Origin of the sequence: Streptomyces sp. JJ36, assembly GCF_021696945.1 — a bacterium.
Classification (GTDB): Bacteria; Actinomycetota; Actinomycetes; order Streptomycetales; family Streptomycetaceae; genus Streptomyces.
Genome location: NZ_JACYHE010000079.1, coordinates 1 through 18,797 on the forward strand (window position 1 = coordinate 1; position 18,797 = coordinate 18,797).

An 18,797-nucleotide genomic window follows, 5' to 3' on the forward strand; every position below is an offset into this window, starting at 1 on the left:
GCCGCAGGGCCGCGGGACGGGGGCAGCGCGGCTGCGCGAGGGCGCGGGGCACGGCCCCGGGACGCGGGAGGCCCGGGAAGCACGACACGGGGCGCGGGACGCGGGCCCGGGACGCGCGGGCGGGGGCCGTGCCCCGTGGCACCGCCCCGGGCGGCAGGTCAGTCGGTGCCGTCCCCCTCCGGGCACGGCGTGCCCCGCGGCAGCCGGTACGGCGCGGCGATCCGGTAGGTGCCCGCGCGCGGCGCCTCCAGCACCGTCCACCGGTCGGTCAGCTCCGGCTCGTCCCCGTCCGCGTGCTGCTCCTCCGGCGCCTCGCCCGGCTCCGCACCGGCCGCGGGCGGGGGCGCCGCCGGCCAGGGCTCCGCCTTGCGCAGACAGCCGTCACCCTGCTCCGCCGGGCCGTCCGGGGGAGCGATCCGCTCGCCCTCCGCGTCGACCAGCCCCAGCCACGGCGACCACGGCACCCGCACCAGCACCTCGCCGGGCCTCCCCACGCGTACGGTCACGCCGCCCGCCTCGGCACGGGAACTCTCCGCGGGCGGCCCGGCCAGCGGCACCGGGTCCGTCACACGGTAGAGCTCCCAGTTGTCGTCCGACCAGATCAGCCGCAGATAGGGCTGCCCCGAGCGCACGATCCGTGCCTCCTCGCGGGCCGCCACATCCGGGGTGTCGGAGGTGGAGAGCACCACATGGCGCACCGCCCAGCGGCGCAGCCAGTCGTGGTAGCTGCGCGGGGTCAGCTCGCCGTCCTCGTAGAAGAGCGGGTTGCGGTCGGTGTCGGCCTGCCGGTTCCAGCCGCGTGCCAGATTGACGTACGGCGCCAGCGCGGAGGCCTCGCGGTGGCTGCGCACCGGCACCACCTCGACCCGGCCGCGGTCCGCGTCGGCCTTCTGGAGCTGGTTCAGCAACGGCGCCAGGTCGTGCGCCCAGGCCGCCTCGGGAGTGGTGTGCACGACGTCGTACACGGGCTTCCCTATCTGGAACCCCGCGATGAAGACGAAGGCGACCAGCGTCACCGCCACCCGGCGCCCGCGCCAGACCCGTGCACCGGTACGGCAGACCGGGAGCAGCGCCAGCAGCACCACCCCGCCGAAGAGCAGCGCCATCCGCTCCGCGTTGGAGCCCACCTGAGAGGGGATCACCCAGCTCAGCACGATGCCCAGGGAGTAGATCTCGGCACTGCGCCGGACCGTGCGCCACTCCCGCGGCGCCACGATCCGTATGCCGGCCGAGGCGACCAGCGGGAAGAAGACCGAGACCCAGGGCATCGGCTGCACCCCGGTGAACGGGAAGAGCAGCGCGCTCGCCCCCACCACGACCGGCGGCGGCACCCCGATCGCCAGGGCGGCGGCGCGGCGCCGGTTCAGGAAGAGCGCCGCGGCCACCACCTCCAGGAAGAGCGCGGCCACCGGGCTGCCCGCGGTCGCCAGCGCGGAGAGCAGCGCGGCCGCCAGGCCGCGCAGCACCCGGCGCCGGCGCCAGCGCGCGGGCCAGGCCCACAGGGCGGCCACGGCGAGCAGCGCGAAGAGGGTGCCGAGCGCGAAGGTGACCCGCCCCGAGGCGGCGTTGCCGGCGAAGGCGAAGGCGCCCCACAGCGCCGGCGCCATCGGGCGACGCACCGCGCGGGAGCGCACCAGCAGCAGCGCGAGCACGCCCGAGGAGAGCACCCCGGAGAGGATCAGCACCGGCCGCACGCCGACGACCGCCATCAGGTACGGCGAGATCACGCTGTACGAGACGGGGTGCATGCCGCCGTACCAGGCGAGGTTGTACGCCGACCCCGGGTGCCGGCCGACGAACTCCGCCCAGGCGTCCTGCGCGGCCAGGTCACCGCCGCCGTTGGCGATCAGCCACAGCCACAGCAGGTGCAGCACGGACCCCAGCAGCATCGAGGCGGCGACCGGGTGCCGCGGGTCCCACCAGCGGGACGGGAGGCGGGACGGGACGGGCGGCTGCGGCGACCGCGCACGCTGCCGTGGCAGGGCCACCCGCCGGGCGCCCGTGCGGGATCCGCCGCGGGGCCCGCCGCGGGAGTCAGGGCCGTCCGGCGCTATCCCGTCGTCATCCTCGTCCTCCTTCGCCGTCCGTACATGCGGAGGCTCCAGCGTGGTCACCGTGGATTCATCTCCCCCGTGTCTCGCCCGGGCTGCCGTGCGTCGCGTCAGGCTACCGGCGCGCCGCAGGCGCCGTCGCGGGGCGCCCGGCCCGCCGTGGGACGCCGTGGACCGCTGCAGGCCGCTGCCCGGCCGGACCGCCGCGCGGTCTCCGCCGGCGCGCCGGTCCGGCCGGCCTGCGGTCACAGGACCCGGGTCAGCCTGGCCCCGAAGCCCGGCTCCTCCAGGTCCGTTGCGAGGGCCACCGGCACCCGTACCTGACCGGGTCCCTCCCCGGCCGTCAGGACGCCGACCCGCTCCCCGGCGGTTGCCTCGTGCGGGACACCGTCCTCGTCCTCCTCCAGGGAGACCCGGGTGCGCATGCCGGGCCAGCCGACCGCCGTGACGTCCTCGGTGGCCACGACGGACGTACGCCCGCCGAGCCCGTCGTCGACCTCCCCGACCACCTGGCCCTTCTCGATCACGGTGCGGGCGGTCAGCACCTCGCCCGCGGCCTTGAGCAGCTCCCTGCTGACGGCGTTGACGGTGTCGATGATGGGCGGCTTGTGCTGGCCGAGGACAGCGCCGACGATCAGTTGCGTGGTGCCGCCGACCTTCTTCCGGCCGGCGAAGAGCAGATTGCCGCCCGCGGCCGTGGTGGTGCCGGTCTTGATGCCGATCGCGCCGTCGTACGGCACCAGAGTGTTCCAGTTCCGCCACTTCCTGCCCGACGGGTCCGTCCACTGCGGCAGCACGGTGATGTCCACCAGCGCCGGGATCTCCATCGCCTTCTTGCCGAGCTTCACCTGGTCGGCGGCGGTGCTGACGGTGCTCTCCTCCAGACCGCTGGGGTCGGTGTAGGTGGTGTTCGTCATGCCGAGCTCCTCGGCGGTGGCGTTCATCTCCTCGACGAACGCCTCCTCCGAGTCGCTGTGCCAGCGTGCCAGCAGCCGGGCGATGTTGTTCGCGGACGGGACCATCAGGGCGGAGAGCGCGTCCTTCAGCGAGAGCTTGTCGCCCGCCTGCACGGTGTCGAGCACGGACTCGTTGCCGTTGCCCTCGCCGCGCTTGCCCTCCTCCTCGGCACGCTGGTCGACGGTGATCCGGGGACCGCTCTCGCCCTTCTTCAACGGGTGGTCGCGCAGGACGACATACGCGGTCATGGTCTTGGCCACGCTGCCGATCGGCACCGCCTCCGGCTCGCCGGACGAGCCCAGCCTGCCGAGGCCGGAGACCTCCACCACGGCCTGCCCCTCGGTGGGCCAGGGCAGCGACGGCTGCTCGCCCTCGAAGGAGTGGCTCGCGGCCGCGGTCAGCTCCAGGGACGGGTCCGGCAGCGGGCGCAGCATCTGTGCGGCCGCGAACACCAGAACGAGGAGCAGGACCAGCGGCGTCCAGATCTTGACCCGCCGTACGACGGTGCGCAGCGGGGTCTCGGGGGGAGCGGGCTTGTTGGTGAGCTGCGCCAGGAGGTCCAGCGGCGGCGGGTCCGGGACGGGCTGCTGGGCGGTGGGCTCCAGCGGGGGGTCCGCGTCCGCGGGGTCCGGGGCGTCCGCGGGCGCTGGGGCGTCCGCGGAGGACTGCCCGGTGCGGGAGGCCGCTGCCCCGGAGGCGGTTCCGCCCGCGCGGGTCGTGGAGCGGCTGCCGGCCGGGTGCCGCGGGGCGTCGTCCGCCGACTGCAGCGGGACGAAGCGGCTCGTCGAGGGGGCGGCGTCCGTGTCCGCGGAGGCCGCCGCGCCCGGGCTGGCAGGGCCGGCCGCTTCCGCCCGGTCCGGCGTGTCCGCCGTGTCCCGGTCGCGGGGCAGCCGGATCGCGGTGGTCGGCTGGTCGCCGCCACCGGCCTCGCCGCGCTCCGCGGCGCCCGGCTTCGGGGCGCGGAAGACCGCGGTGGCCTGGTCCACGCCGGACGCGGAACCCGTCCCACCGGACGGCTCCGCACCCCCGGGCTCGGACTCCGACGACTCGGCCGAACCGGAGGCACCCGGGGACGCCTCGTCCGACGTACCGGAGCCGGCGCCGGGCTCGGCAGGGTCCTCCGATCCGGAGCGACCCCCGGCCGCACCGGCCGCGTCCGGCTTCGGGGTGCGGAAGACCGCCGTGGCCTGGTCCACGCCCGAGGCCGCTCCCGTCCGGCCGGACGGTTCCTCGTCGTCGGGCGCCCCGGTAGGACCGGAGGCGCCCGGAGAGGGCTCCGCGCCGCCCTCGGCAGACGGTTCCGCACCCCCGGGCTCGGGCTCCGACGACTCGGCGGAGGCGGAGGCGGAAGCGCCCGGAGAGGCGTCCTCCGGGGTCTCCGGGGTCTCCGGGGAGGCGCCGTCCGGGGTCTCCGGCGTCTCCGGGGAGGCGTCGTCCGGGGTGTCCGGGTCGCCGGAGGCGGGGTTCGGGGTGGCGGTGCGGGAGGCGCCGAAGAAGGCGCTGGTCATGCGCTCGGCGCGGCGCTGCGCGGTCTCCTCGCCGCCCTCCCCGGCGCCGGGCTCCCCGGGGCGTTCGACGCCGAACAGGGTCGTGGACGTGTCCGGCCCCTCGCCGGGCTTCTGCCCCCCGGGCGCACCGGCCGGGGTGTCGTCCTCGGCTGCGGGTTCCGGACGGCGCCGGACCGGCAGGTCGCTGCTCGCGGCGCCGCTCTCCCCCGAGGCGTCGGAGGCCTCGGCGGCGTCGGAGGCGTCCTGGTCTCGGGCGGCGTCCCCGGACGTCTCCGCGGCGCCGGCCGGGGGCTCGGCGCCCTCCGGCGGGGCGTCGCCGGCCACCCAGGCGGCGACGGCTGCCCGCAGCCGGGCGTCGCCCGGGGCGCCGGCCCCCTCGGGGCCGTCCGCCGCGCCGGAGTCACCCGTGTCCTCGTCGGCGTCCGCCGTGCCCCGGGGCCGCTCCGCGTCCGCGCGCAGTGCCGCGCGGGGGTCTTCCATGCCGGAGGGAACCGCGCGCGTGTCCTCCTGCGTCTCCCCCGATGATCTCCCCTGCTCCGACTTGTCGGGGGACTCGCCCGCCACCGATGCCTCCTGCATGCTCGCCGCTCGACGTACCAGTCAACAGTGTCCCGCGCACCCGCTCCGCGCCCGCCCGGTGGGTCGCGTGTGGCTGCCGTTCCTCCGAGCAGACGAGAACGACATACCTAACGGTTCCCATACATTCCGGTCAGGCACTCTCGACAGACCAATGTGAGAGGGGTCACCCTGTCATGCATCCACGCGGGGAGGCATGGATGGGCAGGAGCCGCAGAACAATCCCGGAGGAGCTGCTGCTGCTGGCCCTGGACCCGGCCACGGGTACCACGGCACAGCCGCAGTCGCTCGACCTCGGCCTGGCCGGAGCGCAGCTCGTCGAGCTGGCCCTGGCAGGACGGATAGCCCCGGATGGGGATCGTATCGCCGTGGTGCTGCCACGGCCGACAGGAGATCCGACACTGGACTCCGCACTCGAGCTGTTGCGCAGGCGCGGCAGCCCCGTGCGGGCGGTCCACTGGATCGGCGGGCCCCGGCTGGGGCTGCGCCAGACCTACCTCACACATCTGGAGCGGTGCGGCATGGTGCATGCCGTCAACGGCCAGATGTGCGGGGTGCTGCCGACCACGCGCTACCAGGCGACGGAGACGGCGATCAGCCGGGAGATCAGGACCCGGCTGGACAGCGCCATCCGCACCGGCGTACCGCCGGACCCGCGGACCGCCGCGCTGGCGGCGCTGGCCCACGCGGTCGGGCTCGGCAAGCACCTCTATCCCGGGAACGAGGGGCGGTCCTGCCGCTCCCGCCTCCGGGATCTGATCCGGCACGACCCGATGGGCGGCCTGGTCGCGCACGCCGTGATGGACGTGCAGAACGGCGTGGCGGCGCAGCCGCGCCGCTCGGGCGGCGGCACGGGCGGCCGCGGCGGACCGGCGCGTCCCGGGGCCGCACCGGCCGGGCACGCGGCCGGCAGGCAGCCTCGGGAGGTCCCGGAGCAGGCACGCCACGCGGTACCCCGGGCCGGCATGGCCCGGATCGGCGCACGCTAGCGGGCAGCCGCACCGGCACACCGGGGTGCGGGACGGCCGCGCTCGTGGCGCACCCGTCCCGCACCCGGTGTGTGCTCGAACACGCACCCTCTGTCGCCGTTTCCCAGCGCGAGTGCGCACAGTGGTGGCAGGCTGCTGTTGAGTAGTCGTACTTGACAGCGGAGGTGCAGTTCCGGTGACGTCCAACGTCAATCCCACCGTCCGTCGGCGCCGGCTGGGCCAGGAGCTGCGCAGGCTGCGCGAGCTCAAGGGCATGACGGCGGAGGAGGTGGCGGACCGGCTGCTGGTGTCGCAGTCGAAGATCAGCAGGCTGGAGAACGGGCGTCGCAGCATCAGCCAGCGCGATGTGCGCGATCTGTGCGGCGTGTACGAGGTCGAGGACCGCCGCATCGTGGACTCGCTGATGCAGATGGCGAAGGAGTCCCGTCAGCAGGGCTGGTGGCACGCCTTCGGCGACATCCCGTACAGCGTCTACATCGGGCTGGAGACCGACGCGGCCTCGCTGCGCGTCTACGAGCCGCAGGTGGTGCCCGGCCTGCTGCAGACCCGGGCGTACGCGGAGGCGGTGGTGGCCGGGGCGCTGCCGGAGGCGTCCGCGGCGGACGTGGAGAAGCGGGTGCAGGTGCGGATGCACCGCCAGGAGCGGATCACGGACTCCCGGCAGCCGCTGCGGCTGTGGGCGGTGCTGGACGAGTCGGCGCTGCGCCGCCAGGTGGGCGGGACGCAGACGATGGTGGAGCAGCTCGAGCACCTGCTGGAGCTGTCCCGGCTGCCGCATGTGACGGTGCAGGTCATGCCGTTCGACATGGGCGCCCACCCGGGCGTCAACGGGCAGTACGCGATCCTGGAGTTCCCGGACGCCTCGGACTCGACGGTGGTCTATCTGGAGGGCGTGACCAGCGACCTCTATCTCGAGAAGCCGAACGACGTGCAGAGCTACAGCGTCATGTACGAGCACCTGCGGGCCCAGGCTCTGAACCCGGACCAGACGCGGGTGTTCGTGGAGGACGTGGCCAAGGACTACGCCCGCCAGTGACGCCCGTCCGCACGGAGCGCGGCACCCAGGCGCGAACGCACGAAGTCGCGCAGGTTACACCCCTGTTACGCACAGTGTGAAGAGCTGCTCGGAATATGCCATCCGGTCGAGTGAACGACCACGGACAGCGAGCCGTGGTGCGCGTATCGTCACTCCGGCATCACGACAAGCGACACCACAAGGTCGTATCGGAACAACCGGAGCAGACATGGCTATGCAGCAGGGAATGACCACGGAGTGGGTCAAGTCCACCCACTCGACGGGCAACGGCGCGTGTGTGGAGGTCGCGTCACCCACCATGCGGGCGGTCGCGGTACGGGACTCCAAGGTCCCGCAGGGCCCCGCGCTGCGCTTCGGACCGGAGGCGTGGACGGGCTTCGTGACCGCCGTGCGCGACGCGGAGGACGGCCCCGGCGCGCGCTGACGCTCTGCAGGAGCACACCGGGAGCCCTCTCGACTGGTTCCGCCGTCCCGGCCGAGGGGGCTCGGCTCTGCGCGGCGGCAGGCCGGAGCCCGTGCGCCCGGGCGCGCCCGCGCAACCGGCCCGGCGGCTCCGGCCGGGCCCGGTGCGGACCGGGCCACGCTCCGGACGGCGGCCCCGTTCAGGCCCGCGGGTAGCGGGCGAGCCAGGCGGGCGAGGAGACGGCCGGCGTGTGCAGCGCGGGGCCCTGGGTCATCTCCATGGCGAAGTCGTCGGCCAGTTCCAGGATCGTGCCCCGCCCCTCGACCTCGGCGACCCAGCCGGGCGGCAGTGCCGTCTCCCCGTGCAGCGCGCCCAGCAGGTTGCCGCAGACCGCGCCCGTGGAGTCGCTGTCCCCGCCGTGGTTCACCGCGAGCAGCAGCCCGTGCCGGACGTCCTCGGCGACCAGTGCGCAGTACACGGCGATGGCCAGCGCCTCCTCCGCGACCCAGCCCTCGCCCAGCGACTCCACCCGTTCCGGCGTCGGCATCCCCTGCCGCACGGCGCCGAGGGCCCGCTTGAGCGCATCCGTGGTCTCCTCGTGCCCGGGCCGGGAGGCGAGCTGGGCGAGCGCCTTCTGCACCGCATGGTCCAGGGAGTCGCCGCGGGCCACGGAGTGCACCACGGCCGCGGTGGCGCCCGCGGCCAGGCAGCCCGTGGGATGCCCGTGGGTCTGGGCCGCGCACTCCACGGCGAGCTGGAAGACGAGTTGCGGCTCCCAGCCCACCAGCAGACCGAAGGGGGCGGACCGCATCACCGTGCCGCACCCCTTGGACTCCGGGTTCTTGGGCTGGTCCAGGGTGCCCATGCGGTCGTCCGCGAGCCCGGTGAGGCAGGCGTTGCCGGGGGCGCGACGGGCGTAGAGCCACTCCTCGCGGGCCAGCCAGCCGTCCTCCTTCTTCCGCTCGTCCGGGCCCCAGTCCCGCTGGGTGGCGGCCCAGCGCCGGTAGGCGGCGTGCACGTCGGTCGGCGGGTGCCAGGCACCGGTGTCGCGGCGCACATGGGCGCGGATCAGCCCGTCGACGGTGAAGAGGGTCATCTGGGTGTCGTCGGTGACGGCACCGCGGCGCCCGTACGCGGGCACGAAGTCGGTGACGCCGTCGGGGCCGTGCTGGTCCCGGATCGCGGTCAGCGAGTCGAACTCGACGCCCGCGCCCAGCGCGTCGCCGATCGCGCCCCCGAGCAGGCAGCCGCGCACCCGGCTGCGGAAGTCCTGCTGCTCCGCGCGGCCCCAGATCGCCGCGCCGCCCGAAGCGGTCACTCCGCCCCTCCCTCACGGCCCCCACCGGCCGTACGAGCCTGAAGTCCCCGTCCGGAAACGCGTCCGGAAGCGCTTCCGGACCGCACTCTAACGGTCTGAGGTGTCCACCACAGGGAGCAGTTCGGGCAGGTGTCCGTCCGAGTCCAGCGCGGCCTGCACCCGCTCCTCGGGGACCCGCCCGTAGGTGGTGGTGCGCGGCCGGGCGGGGCGCCCGGCGGCCTCCGCGATGGCCTCCAGGTCGCGGACCGAACGGTAGGAGCCGTAGGAGGAGCCGGCCATGCGGGAGATGGTCTCCTCCATCAGCGTGCCGCCCAGGTCGTTGGCTCCGGAGCGGAGCATCTCGGCCGCGCCCTCCGTGCCCAGTTTCACCCAGCTCGTCTGGATGTTGGTGAGGTGCGGATGGAGCAGCAGCCGGGCCATGGCGGTGACCGCGCGGTTGTCCCGGTCGGTGGGGCCGGGCCGGGCGATGCCCGCGAGATAGACCGGCGCGTTGGTGTGGATGAAGGGCAGGGTGACGAACTCGGTGAAGCCGCCGGTCTCCTGCTGGATGCGTGCCAGCAGCCGCAGGTGGCCGAGCCAGTGCCGCGGCTGGTCCACGTGCCCGTACATCATGGTGGAGGAGGACGGCAGGCCCACCTCGTGCGCGGTGCGCACCACGTCGACCCAGGTGGCGGCGGGCAGCTTGCCCTTGGTGAGGATCCAGCGCACCTCGTCGTCCAGGATCTCCGCGGCGGTGCCCGGGATGGAGCCGAGGCCGGCCTCCCTGGCGGCGGTCAGCCAGTCCCGTACGGACATCCCGGTGCGGCTGGCGCCGTTGACCACCTCCATCGGGGAGAAGGCGTGCACGTGCATGCCGGGGACCCGGTCCCGCACCGCCCGGGCGAGGTCGAAGTAGGCGGTGCCGGGCAGGTCCGGGTGGATGCCGCCCTGCATGCACACCTCGACGGCGCCCACGTCCCACGCCTGCGCGGCGCGGTCGGCGACCTGGTCCAGGGAGAGGGTGTAGGCGTCGGCGTCGGTGCGGCGCTGGGCGAAGGCGCAGAAGCGGCAGCCGGTGTAGCAGACGTTGGTGAAGTTGATGTTCCGGGTGACGACGTAGGTCACCTCGTCACCGCACACGTCCCGGCGCAGCGCGTCGGCGATGCCGCACAGCGCGTCCAGCGCCGGGCCGTCGGCGTGCAGCAGGGCCAGCGCCTGCGCGTCGGTGAGCCGGGTGGGGTCGTCGGCGGCGGTGGCCAGGGCGCCGCGCAGGTCTCCCTCGATGCGCTCGGGGGCCATGCCGGGGGCGGCGCGCTCCCGCAGGTCGGCCCAGTCCCCGTAGACCTCGTCGAAGTCGTCGCGGCGGTCGGCGGTGCGGCCCTCGGTGTCGATGGTGCGGTGCAGGTCGGTGCGCCCGCTCGCGGTGAAGCCCTCGTCGGGCTCCTGCCAGGGCAGTCCGGTGATCTCGGCGTCCTCGCGGGCGAGTCCGGTCTCCGGTTCGGCGAGCGCGGTGACGTGCGGCAGCAGCCGCGGGTCGAGCCAGGGTTCGCCGCGCCGGACGAACTCCGGGTAGACGGCCAGCCGTTCCCGCAGCGTGAAACCGGCTGCGCGGGCGTGTGCGGCGAGCCGCTCGATCTGCGGCCAGGGCTGCTCGGGATTGACGTGGTCGATGGTGACCGGGGAGACGCCGCCCCAGTCGTCGATGCCGGCGTCGATGATCATCGCGTACTCGCCGTCCACCAGGTTCGGCGGCGCCTGGATACGGGCGGCGGGGCCCAGCACGTGCCGGGCGACGGCGATGGTCGCGGCCAGCTCCTCCAGCTCCGCGTCCGGCATGCCGCGCATCGCCGTGTCCGGCTTGGCGCGGAAGTTCTGCACGATGACTTCCTGGATGCCGTGGTAGGCCCGCTGGACGCGGCGCAGCGCGAAGAGCGTCTCGGCGCGCTCCTCGTGGGTCTCGCCGATGCCGATGAGGAGCCCGGTGGTGAACGGCACGTTGGACCGGCCGGCGTCCTCCAGCACCCGCAGCCGGACCGCCGGCTCCTTGTCGGGCGAGCCGTGGTGCGGGCCGCCGGGCTCCGACCACAGGCGTTCGGCGGTGGTCTCCAGCATCATTCCCATGGAGGGCGCGACGGGCTTGAGCCGCTGGAAGTCGGTCCAGGAGAGCACGCCGGGGTTCAGGTGCGGCAGCAGCCCGGTCTCCTCCAGCACCCGGATGGCCATGGCCCGGACGTAGGCGAGGGTGTCGTCGTAGCCTTCGGCGGCCAGCCACTCGCGGGCCTCCGGCCAGCGGTCCTCGGGCCGGTCGCCCAGGGTGAACAGGGCCTCCTTGCAGCCGGCCGCAGCACCGCGGCGGGCGATGTCCAGCACCTCGTCCGGGGAGAGGAACATGCCGTGCCCGTCACGCCGCAGCCTGCCGGGCACGGTGACGAAGGTGCAGTAGTGACACCGGTCCCGGCAGAGCCGGGTGAGTGGAATGAAGACGCTCTGCGAGTAGGTGAGGATCCCGTCCCGCCCCACTGCCGACAGCCCGGCGTCCCGCACCCGCCGGGCGGAGGCCGAGAGGTCCGCCAGGTCCTCCCCCCTGGCGTGCAGCAGGACGGCGGCCTCGGCGGCGTCCAGCGCGACGCCGTCCCGCGCGCGCTTCAGCGCCCGGCGCATGGCGGTGGCGGTCGGTCCCTGCGGTGCATCCGTGGTCATGCCCCGAGCCTACGTGCCGTCCGTCCTGCTGCCCGGAGGGCCGTACTCACCGGTAGGGCGGGTCGGGGCTCACAGGTACGGGGCGCAGTCGTCCAGCGCGTGCAGCACCTCGGCCTCCCCGGCGGCGGGCAGACCCACCACCACCTCCTCGACGCCCAGCTCCGCGAGCCGTTCGAGCTTGCCGGGCGACGGGCGCACCTGACTCGGCACCACCCGGAGGGCGTCCGGCTCCCGTCCGGCCGCCTCCCACGCCGCCCGCAGCTCCGGCAGGGCACGCGTCAGGCCCCCGCCGCCGACCGGCATCCAGCCGTCCGCGTACGCCGCGACATGCGCGAAGAGCCGCGGCCCGGGAGCCCCGCCCAGCAGCAGCCGCGGGCCGCCGGGACGGGCGGGCTTGGGGTGGGCGTGGCTGGCCCGCACGGAGCCGTACGGGCCCTCGTACGCGGTCGGTTCGGGCGCCCACAACGCACGCATCAGGGCGATGCGGTCGCGCACCACGGAACGGCGCGCCCCCCAGTCGACGCCGTGGTCCTCCGCCTCCTCGCGGTTCCAGCCGAGTCCGGCGCCCAGCGTGAAGCGGCCGCCGGAGAGGGCGTCCAGGGTGGCGATCTGCTTGGCCAGCACGATCGGGTCGTGCTGCGCGACGAGCAGGACGCCGGTGCCGAGCCGGAGCCGCTCGGTGGCGGCCGCGGCGGCCCCGAGCGCGACCAGCGGGTCCAGGGTCCGGTGGTAGGCGCGGGGCAGCTCGCCGCCGGTGGGCCCCGGCGACTCCCGGCTCGCCGGGATGTGGGTGTGTTCGGGCAGATAGAGCCCGTCAAAGCCGCGCTCCTCCAGCTCCCGGGCCAGCCGCACGGGCCCGATGGTCTCGTCGGTCAGCATCACGGTCGCCGCGATCCGCATCCGCGGACCCCCTTCTCGTCGTCTCCGCTCGTGTGCCCGCCGGTGCACGCCGGCCGCGGCCGGCGTCCCGCCACGGCCCGGCCACCGCGGTGCGGGCCGGAACCACTGTCCACCGATCCTCCGGGGAATCCATGCGCCTCGCCACCGCCGTCCTGCTGCTCGTCGCCTTCCTCGGCGCGTCGCCCGCCGCCGTCGCCCACGCGTCGGCCGCGGCCGCGCACGGCGGCACCGCCGTCACGGCCGCGGAGGCCGCCGCGCCCGCCCGCTCCTCCGGCGGGAGCAGCGGCAGCCGCTCGGACAGCCGGAGCGGCAGTTCCGGGAGGAAGAGCAGCACCTCGACGGGCAGCCACGGCAGCGACGGCTCCTCCAGCCCGGGCTGGAAGGTGTGGAGCACCGTCGCCGCGGTGACGGCCGGGGGCCTGGGCCTCGCCTGGCTGATCCACCGCCGGGAGCACCGCCGGCAGGAGGACTGACGGCCGCCGTTCCGCGGGTCTTTCCCCGGCCGCCGCCCGGCCGCCGCCCGGCCGCTCTTTCCCCGGCCGCCGCCCGGCCGTACAACGGTGACGCCATCGCATCGGCATACGGGAGGCCCGTGTGGAACGACGCACCATGCTGAGACTGTCCGCCGCCGGGGGCGCGGCGCTTACGCTCGACCCCGTGACCTTCGCGCATGCGGCGGGCGACGGCGCGCGGGAGGGCGGCCGCGCCCCCGCGTCCGGCGAGGAGACCCGCACGGTACGCGGCCGGCTGCCCGCCGGGGCGCCGGACTACGTCTACCTGCCGGTGGAGGTACCGCACGGCGTGCGGGAGATCGCGGTGAGCTACCGCTACGACCGGCCGGAGGTACCGCCCGGGACCCCGGGCAACGCGCTGGACATCGGCCTCTTCGACGAGCGGGGCACCGCGCTGGGCGGGCGCGGCTTCCGCGGCTGGTCCGGCGGTTTCCGCTCGGAGTTCACCGTCGGCGCGGAGCGGGCCACCCCCGGCTATCTGCCCGGGCCGGTGCGGCGGGGCACCTGGCACGTCGTGCTGGGGCCGTACACGGTGGCCCCGCAGGGCCTGGAGTACGAGGTCACCGTCACCCTGCGGTACGGGCGGGCCGGTGAGACGCCGGTTCCGGTGTACCCGCCGCAGCGGGCGCGCGGCCGGGGACGCGCCTGGTACCGGGGCGACTGCCATCTGCACACCGTGCACTCCGACGGGCGGCGCACCCCGGCGCAGGTGGCGGCCGCCGCCCGCGCGGCGGGGCTGGACTTCCTGGCCACCACCGAGCACAACACCACCTCCGCGCACGCCGCCTGGGAGGGGCTGTGGGGCGAGGACCTGCTGATCCTCTGCGGGGAGGAGGTGACCACCCGCAACGGGCACTTCCTGGCGCTGGGCACCGACCCGGGCACCTTCGTGGACTGGCGCTACCGGGCGCGCGACGACGCGTACGAGCGCTTCGTGCACACCGTGCACCGGGCGGACGGGCTGGTGGTGCCGGCGCATCCGCACTGCCCGTTCGTGGGCTGCCGGTGGAAGTTCGGCTTCGCGGGCGCGGACGCGGTGGAGGTGTGGAACGGCCCCTGGACGCCGGACGACGAACTCTCGCTGGCCGCCTGGGACAACACCCTGGTCGCCGGCGAGGACTGGCTGCCGGCGACGGGGAACAGCGATGCCCACCGCGAACCCCAGCGGGTGGGGCTGCCGCAGACCGTGGTGCTGGCCGAGGACCTGTCCCGGCACGCCCTGCTGGACGGCATCCGGGCGGGCCGCAGCTATCTCGCCGAGTCGGCAGACGTGACGCTGCGGCTGACCGCGGCCGGGCCGCGCGGGGAACACGCCGGGATCGGCGAACGGCTGCGGGTGCGGGACCCGGAGGACCCCGTGACCGTACGGCTGGAGGTCTCGGGCGCGCCGGCGGACGGGACGGCACGGCTCCTCACCGACCAGGGGGAGAGGCACGCCGGACCGGTGTCCGGCACGGGCACGGTGACCTGGCGGACGACGGCCTCGTCGGCGACGTACGTACGGGCGGAGATCCGGCACCCGGCGCCGGACGGCGGGGCCTCCGGGCTGCCGGGGCCGATGGCGGCGATGACCAACCCGGTGTGGCTCGGCGCGGGACGGCGCCGCCCCGACTGAGCGGGAGTCCTGACGGGGCGCGTGAGGCGCGCGCACGGACCGGTACCAGCGCCGCCGGGCGCGCACCCCGGTGTGGCTTCCGCCGGTTCCGGTGGGCGCGGCCCGTGCGCCTGCGGCACGCGGGCGCACCACCACGCACCCCTGTGGGGTGATCGCGGTGACGCGGCGACAGCGGAAGGATCTTCCCGGGCCCGGCGGCCGCCCGGCGGAGCCACCCGCCGGGCCTCCGGTCGCCCGTGCCGCAGGGCAGGCCGTGGGCGTGCCCCACGGCACGCGGCGCCGGACCGCCGGGCGCCCCTGTCACCGCACCCGCGACCGGGACGACCGGCCGCGGATGCACCAGGAGCTCGGCGACGACTGCTGACGCCGGGTCCCGGTGACCGCCGGGGGCCCGCCCCGGCCCCGTGCAGCCGCCGCGACGGCCGGGGCGGGCCCGTCACACGCTCAGCCGTGCCCGGGCAGGCGCAGCCAGACGGCGGCGTCCGGCGCCAGCCGGGTGCCGTCGAGCGGTGCGCTGGGCAGCAGCACCTCGGCGCCCTCGGGAAGCGGGTACGGCTCCCCGGAGAGGTTGGCCACGCAGTGCACCCCGGCGCCGCGCGTGAAGTGCAGCACGCCCTCCGGGGCGTCCCTCCAGCGCAGCTCCTCGCCGGTGAAGCCGGGGTCCTCCCGGCGCAGCCGGAGCGCGGCGCGGTAGAGCTCCAGGGTGCTGTCCATCGCGCCGGTCTGGGCCTGCGCGGTGTGTCCTTTCCACTCCGGCGGCTGCGGCAGCCACGGGGTGGAGTCGTCCGGGCCGAAGCCGAACGGCGGTGCGCTGCCGGACCAGGGCAGCGGCACCCGGCAGCCGTCCCGGCCACGCACGGTCCGTCCGGAGCGTTCCCAGGTGGGGTCCTGGAGCAGTTCCTCGGGGATGTCCTCCACCTCCCACAGGCCGAGCTCCTCGCCCTGGTAGACGTACGCGCCGCCGGGCAGCGCGAGCATCAGCAGAGCGGCGGCACGGGCGCGCCGGCTGCCGAGCTCCAGGTCGGTGGGGGGCGGCGGGCCCGGGTGGTTGGGGGTCTCGGAGGTGTCCTCCCGGCCGTAGCGGGTGACGTGCCGCACCACGTCGTGGTTGGAGAGCACCCAGGTGGCGGGGGCGCCGACCGTGGCGTGCGCGGCGATGCTGCGGTCGATCACGTCGCGCAGCCCGTCGGCGCTCCAGGAGGCCCGCAGATAGGGGAAGTTGAAGGCGGTGTGCAGTTCGTCGGGGCGAAGGTAGCGGGGCAGCCGGGCGTCCGGTACGTGTGCCTCGGCGACGAACGCCCGGTCCCCGTCGTAGGCGTCGGCGACCCTGCGCCATCCGCGGTAGATCTCGTGCACCGCGTCCTGGTCCCAGTGCGGGTGGTCCTCGCGGTCGTCGTCCGGGGCGAAGACGAGGTGCTCCGCGAGGCCGAGGTCGGGCAGCCCGGGGGCCTTGCTGAGCCCGTGGGCGACGTCGATCCGGAAGCCGTCGACGCCCCGGTCGAACCAGAAGCGCAGGATCGACTCGAACTCGGCGCGTACCTCCGGGTCGTCCCAGTTGAGGTCGGGCTGCTCCGGGGCGAAGAGGTGCAGGTACCACTGGCCGGGTGAGCCGTCGGGCTCGGTGATCCGGGTCCAGGCGGGGCCGCCGAAGCAGCTGCGCCAGTCGTTGGGCGGCTGTGAGCCGTCCGGGCCCCTGCCGTCCCGGAAGACGTAGCGGGCGCGGGCGGCGGATCCGGGGGCGGCGTCGAGCGCCTCGGTGAACCAGGCGTGCCGGTCCGAGGTGTGGTTGGGGACGATGTCCAGGATGACGCGGAGGCCGTGGGCGTGCGCGTCGCGGATCATCGCCTCGGCCTCGGCCAGGGTGCCGAAGGCGGGGTCGATGTCCCGGTAGTCGGCCACGTCGTAGCCGCCGTCGGCCATCGGCGAGGGGTACCAGGGGTTGATCCAGAGGGCGTCCACGCCGAGGTCGCGCAGGTACGGCAGGCGGCCGCGCAGCCCGGCGATGTCCCCGACGCCGTCGCCGTTCCCGTCCGCGAAACTCCGGATGTAGACCTGGTAGATGACGGCCCGGCGCCACCAGGCGGTGGTCGCGGCGTCCGGGGATTCCGGGGCAGAGGTGCGGGGCAAGAGTGGTACTCCGTTCCACGTCGTGCGGTGTGCGGTGGGGTGGCGGCCGCCCGCCGGGGCGGGCGGCCGCCGGGTCACTTGGCCGAGCCGGCGGTCAGCCCGGCGACGATACGGCGCTGGAAGAGCACCACCATGATGACCAGGGGAACGGTCACCAGGACGCCCGCGGCCATCTGACTGCCGAAAGGTGTCTCGAAAGTGGTGGCTCCGGTGAACTTGGAGATGGCCACGGTGGCCGTCTGGAGATCGGACTTGTTCGTCATGGACAGCGCGATCAGGAACTCGTTCCAGGCGGCGATGAAGGTGATGATCGCGGTGGTGAACACGCCCGGCGCGGCGAGCGGCAGCATGATCCGGCGGAACGCCTGGCCGCGGGTGCAGCCGTCCACCATGGCGGCCTGCTCCAGCTCCTCCGGGAGCTGCCGGAAGAACACCGTCAGGTTCCACACGGCGAGCGGCAGCGCGAAGGACATGCTGGGCACGATCATGGCCTGGTAGGTGTTGATCCAGCCGATGTCGGTGAAGAACCGCAGCAGCGGCACCACGATGGAGACCACGGGGAACATCGACATCGCGATGACGGCGCTCATGATGGCCCGTTTGAAGCGGAAGTCCAGCCGCGCCACCGCGTAGGCGGTGAAGGTGGCCAGCAGCAGGGCGCAGAGCGTGGTGGTCCCGGCCACGATGAGGCTGTTCAGCAGGGCCCGCCCGAAGCCCTGCTCCGGCTTGAACACCGCGGTGTAGTTCTCGAAGGACACCGGTGACGGCCAGGGCGACTTCTCGAAGATGTCGGAGGTGCGGCGGAGGCTGGACACCAGCATCCAGTAGAAGGGCGCCAGGCAGTAGAGGATGACGGCGGCCACGCCGCAGGTCAGCAGGGCCCTGCGGGCGCGTTCGCCGGGGGCCCGGCGGGCGGGCCGGGGCGCCGCGGGCGCGGAGGCGGGGGCCGTCGCGGGCCCGGCGGCCCCCGGCGTGCCGGCGCCGGTGGTGGTGGGTGCGGTCGTCATGCGCCCGCGGCCTCCCTTCCGGGTCGGGGTGCGCCGCCCGTGCGGTGCCCGAGCAGTCCGCGTACGGCTCCCCGTACGCCGCCGCCGGGCCCCCCGCCGGCCGTACGGCGCCGGGTGGCGGCCTCACCCACCAGGTCGGTGCCGAGCAGGCGCAGGAAGGCGAGGGCGATGAGGAAGACGTAGACGAAGAGGAGCACGGCGTACGCGGAGGCGGGCCCGAAGCGGACGTTGGACGCCTCGGCGTGGGCCAGCATGGAGAGGGTCTCCACGGACTTCTTCTGCGCTCCGATCAGGATGTAGGGCAGGTCGAACATGCGGAGCGCGTCCAGGGTGCGGAAGAGGACCGCGACCAGCAGGGCGGGCTTCACCAGCGGGAGCGTGATGTGCCAGAGCCGGCGCAGCGCGTTCGCGCCGTCCACCCGGGCGGCCTCGTGCACCTCGCGGGGGATGAGCTGGAGGCCGGCCAGGGTGAGCAGGCCGACGAAGGGTGCGGTCTTCCACACCTCGGCGGTGATCACGGCGAGCTGTGCCTGGACGCCGTCGGCCGTCCACAGGGTCTGCCCGGGCAGCAGGGCGTTGGCGACGCCGTCGGTGTTGAACACCCAGCGCCAGAGCAGGGCGCTCACCGCGGTGGGGATGGCCCAGGGGATCAGGATGGACGCGCGGATCAGCGCCCGGCCGCGGAGGGCCTGGTGCATGATCAGCGCCATGCCGACGCCGATGACGGTCTCCAGCGTGACGGTGGTGACCGTGAACCAGCTCGTGTTCCAGAAGGCGTTCCAGAACTCGTCGGCCCGGTCGCCCAGGATCGCCGAGTAGTTGCCGAGTCCGACGAAGGGCTCGGTCTCGCGGACGAACCCGGTCTCCGGGTCGACGCCCTTGGCGCCGAAGAAGGAGGAGTGCAGCGCCATCAGCGTGGGGTAGAGGATGACGACCGCGAGGACGAGCAGGGTGGGCGAGACCAGCAGGGCGGCCAGACGGCCGGCGCCCGCGGTGGCCCGGCGCCCGGGCCGCGCGGCGGACCGCGCGGCCGGGCGGGCGGGGGCGGCGGGGAGGCCGCCCGGTGCGGGGGTGCGTGTGTCGGGCATGGGGGTACCTCCGGAGGGGTCAGCGGCCGGC

General features: G+C 74.9%; 13 protein-coding genes. 5 read left to right on the forward strand and 8 right to left on the reverse strand.

All coding sequences use genetic code 11. From position 1 onward, the window contains the following. Window positions 1-158: 158 nt before the first annotated feature. Together HOY81_RS22935 and HOY81_RS22940 are read right to left on the reverse strand one after the other, a co-directional pair. Window positions 159-2,114, reverse strand: coding sequence for an MFS transporter (locus HOY81_RS22935; RefSeq protein ID WP_237322542.1), 1,956 nt, complete (start codon window positions 2,112-2,114; stop codon window positions 159-161). Between the two features lie 182 nt (window positions 2,115-2,296). Continuing rightward, window positions 2,297-5,095: a serine hydrolase gene (locus HOY81_RS22940; RefSeq protein WP_237322543.1), complete on the reverse strand. Its 2,799-nt coding sequence runs from the start codon at window positions 5,093-5,095 to the stop codon at window positions 2,297-2,299. A 197-nt stretch (window positions 5,096-5,292) separates the two neighbouring features. On the opposite strand from HOY81_RS22940, the gene HOY81_RS22945 reads away from it, so the two are divergent. From HOY81_RS22945 to HOY81_RS22955, 3 genes are all read left to right on the forward strand, one after another. Beyond that, a complete protein-coding gene (locus HOY81_RS22945; RefSeq protein WP_237322545.1) occupies window positions 5,293-6,081 on the forward strand; it encodes a GPP34 family phosphoprotein in 789 nt (262 codons plus the stop codon). A 175-nt stretch (window positions 6,082-6,256) separates the two neighbouring features. Beyond that, window positions 6,257-7,117: a helix-turn-helix transcriptional regulator gene (locus tag HOY81_RS22950; RefSeq protein ID WP_237322546.1), complete on the forward strand. Its 861-nt coding sequence runs from the start codon at window positions 6,257-6,259 to the stop codon at window positions 7,115-7,117. Between the two features lie 208 nt (window positions 7,118-7,325). After that, window positions 7,326-7,541, forward strand: coding sequence for a DUF397 domain-containing protein (locus tag HOY81_RS22955; RefSeq protein ID WP_237322548.1), 216 nt, complete (start codon window positions 7,326-7,328; stop codon window positions 7,539-7,541). Between the two features lie 178 nt (window positions 7,542-7,719). On the opposite strand, the gene HOY81_RS22960 is transcribed toward HOY81_RS22955, so the two are convergent. The 3 genes from HOY81_RS22960 to HOY81_RS22970 form a co-directional block, all read right to left on the reverse strand. After that, window positions 7,720-8,838, reverse strand: coding sequence for an ADP-ribosylglycohydrolase family protein (locus HOY81_RS22960; RefSeq protein ID WP_237322550.1), 1,119 nt, complete (start codon window positions 8,836-8,838; stop codon window positions 7,720-7,722). Between the two features lie 87 nt (window positions 8,839-8,925). Then, window positions 8,926-11,517, reverse strand: a complete 2,592-nt coding sequence (locus HOY81_RS22965) for a bifunctional FO biosynthesis protein CofGH (RefSeq protein ID WP_237322552.1) — start codon at window positions 11,515-11,517, stop codon at window positions 8,926-8,928. A gap of 69 nt (window positions 11,518-11,586) precedes the next feature. Beyond that, complete coding sequence (locus HOY81_RS22970; RefSeq protein WP_237322554.1) at window positions 11,587-12,417, reverse strand: LLM class F420-dependent oxidoreductase; 831 nt, start codon at window positions 12,415-12,417, stop codon at window positions 11,587-11,589. 131 nt (window positions 12,418-12,548) lie between these two features. Here HOY81_RS22970 and HOY81_RS22975 point away from each other — a divergent pair, with 131 nt between their 5' ends. Both HOY81_RS22975 and HOY81_RS22980 read left to right on the forward strand, forming a co-directional pair. Then, window positions 12,549-12,890: a hypothetical protein gene (locus tag HOY81_RS22975; RefSeq protein WP_237322555.1), complete on the forward strand. Its 342-nt coding sequence runs from the start codon at window positions 12,549-12,551 to the stop codon at window positions 12,888-12,890. 136 nt (window positions 12,891-13,026) lie between these two features. Beyond that, window positions 13,027-14,544 carry a CehA/McbA family metallohydrolase gene (locus tag HOY81_RS22980; protein WP_237322557.1) on the forward strand — a complete coding sequence of 506 codons (1,518 nt, stop codon included), beginning with the start codon at window positions 13,027-13,029 and terminating at the stop codon, window positions 14,542-14,544. A 444-nt stretch (window positions 14,545-14,988) separates the two neighbouring features. Here the strand turns inward: HOY81_RS22980 and HOY81_RS22985 are convergent, their stop codons facing one another. The 3 genes from HOY81_RS22985 to HOY81_RS22995 form a co-directional block, all read right to left on the reverse strand. Continuing rightward, window positions 14,989-16,671 carry a glycoside hydrolase family 13 protein gene (locus HOY81_RS22985; protein ID WP_237322559.1) on the reverse strand — a complete coding sequence of 561 codons (1,683 nt, stop codon included), beginning with the start codon at window positions 16,669-16,671 and terminating at the stop codon, window positions 14,989-14,991. A gap of 74 nt (window positions 16,672-16,745) precedes the next feature. Then, window positions 16,746-17,678 carry a carbohydrate ABC transporter permease gene (locus HOY81_RS22990; RefSeq protein WP_237322560.1) on the reverse strand — a complete coding sequence of 311 codons (933 nt, stop codon included), beginning with the start codon at window positions 17,676-17,678 and terminating at the stop codon, window positions 16,746-16,748. Continuing rightward, entirely contained in the window at window positions 17,675-18,766 is a 1,092-nt protein-coding gene (locus HOY81_RS22995; protein ID WP_237322562.1) for a carbohydrate ABC transporter permease, read from the reverse strand. The genes HOY81_RS22990 and HOY81_RS22995 overlap by 4 nt, the downstream gene beginning before the upstream one ends. Window positions 18,767-18,797 lie beyond the last annotated feature (31 nt).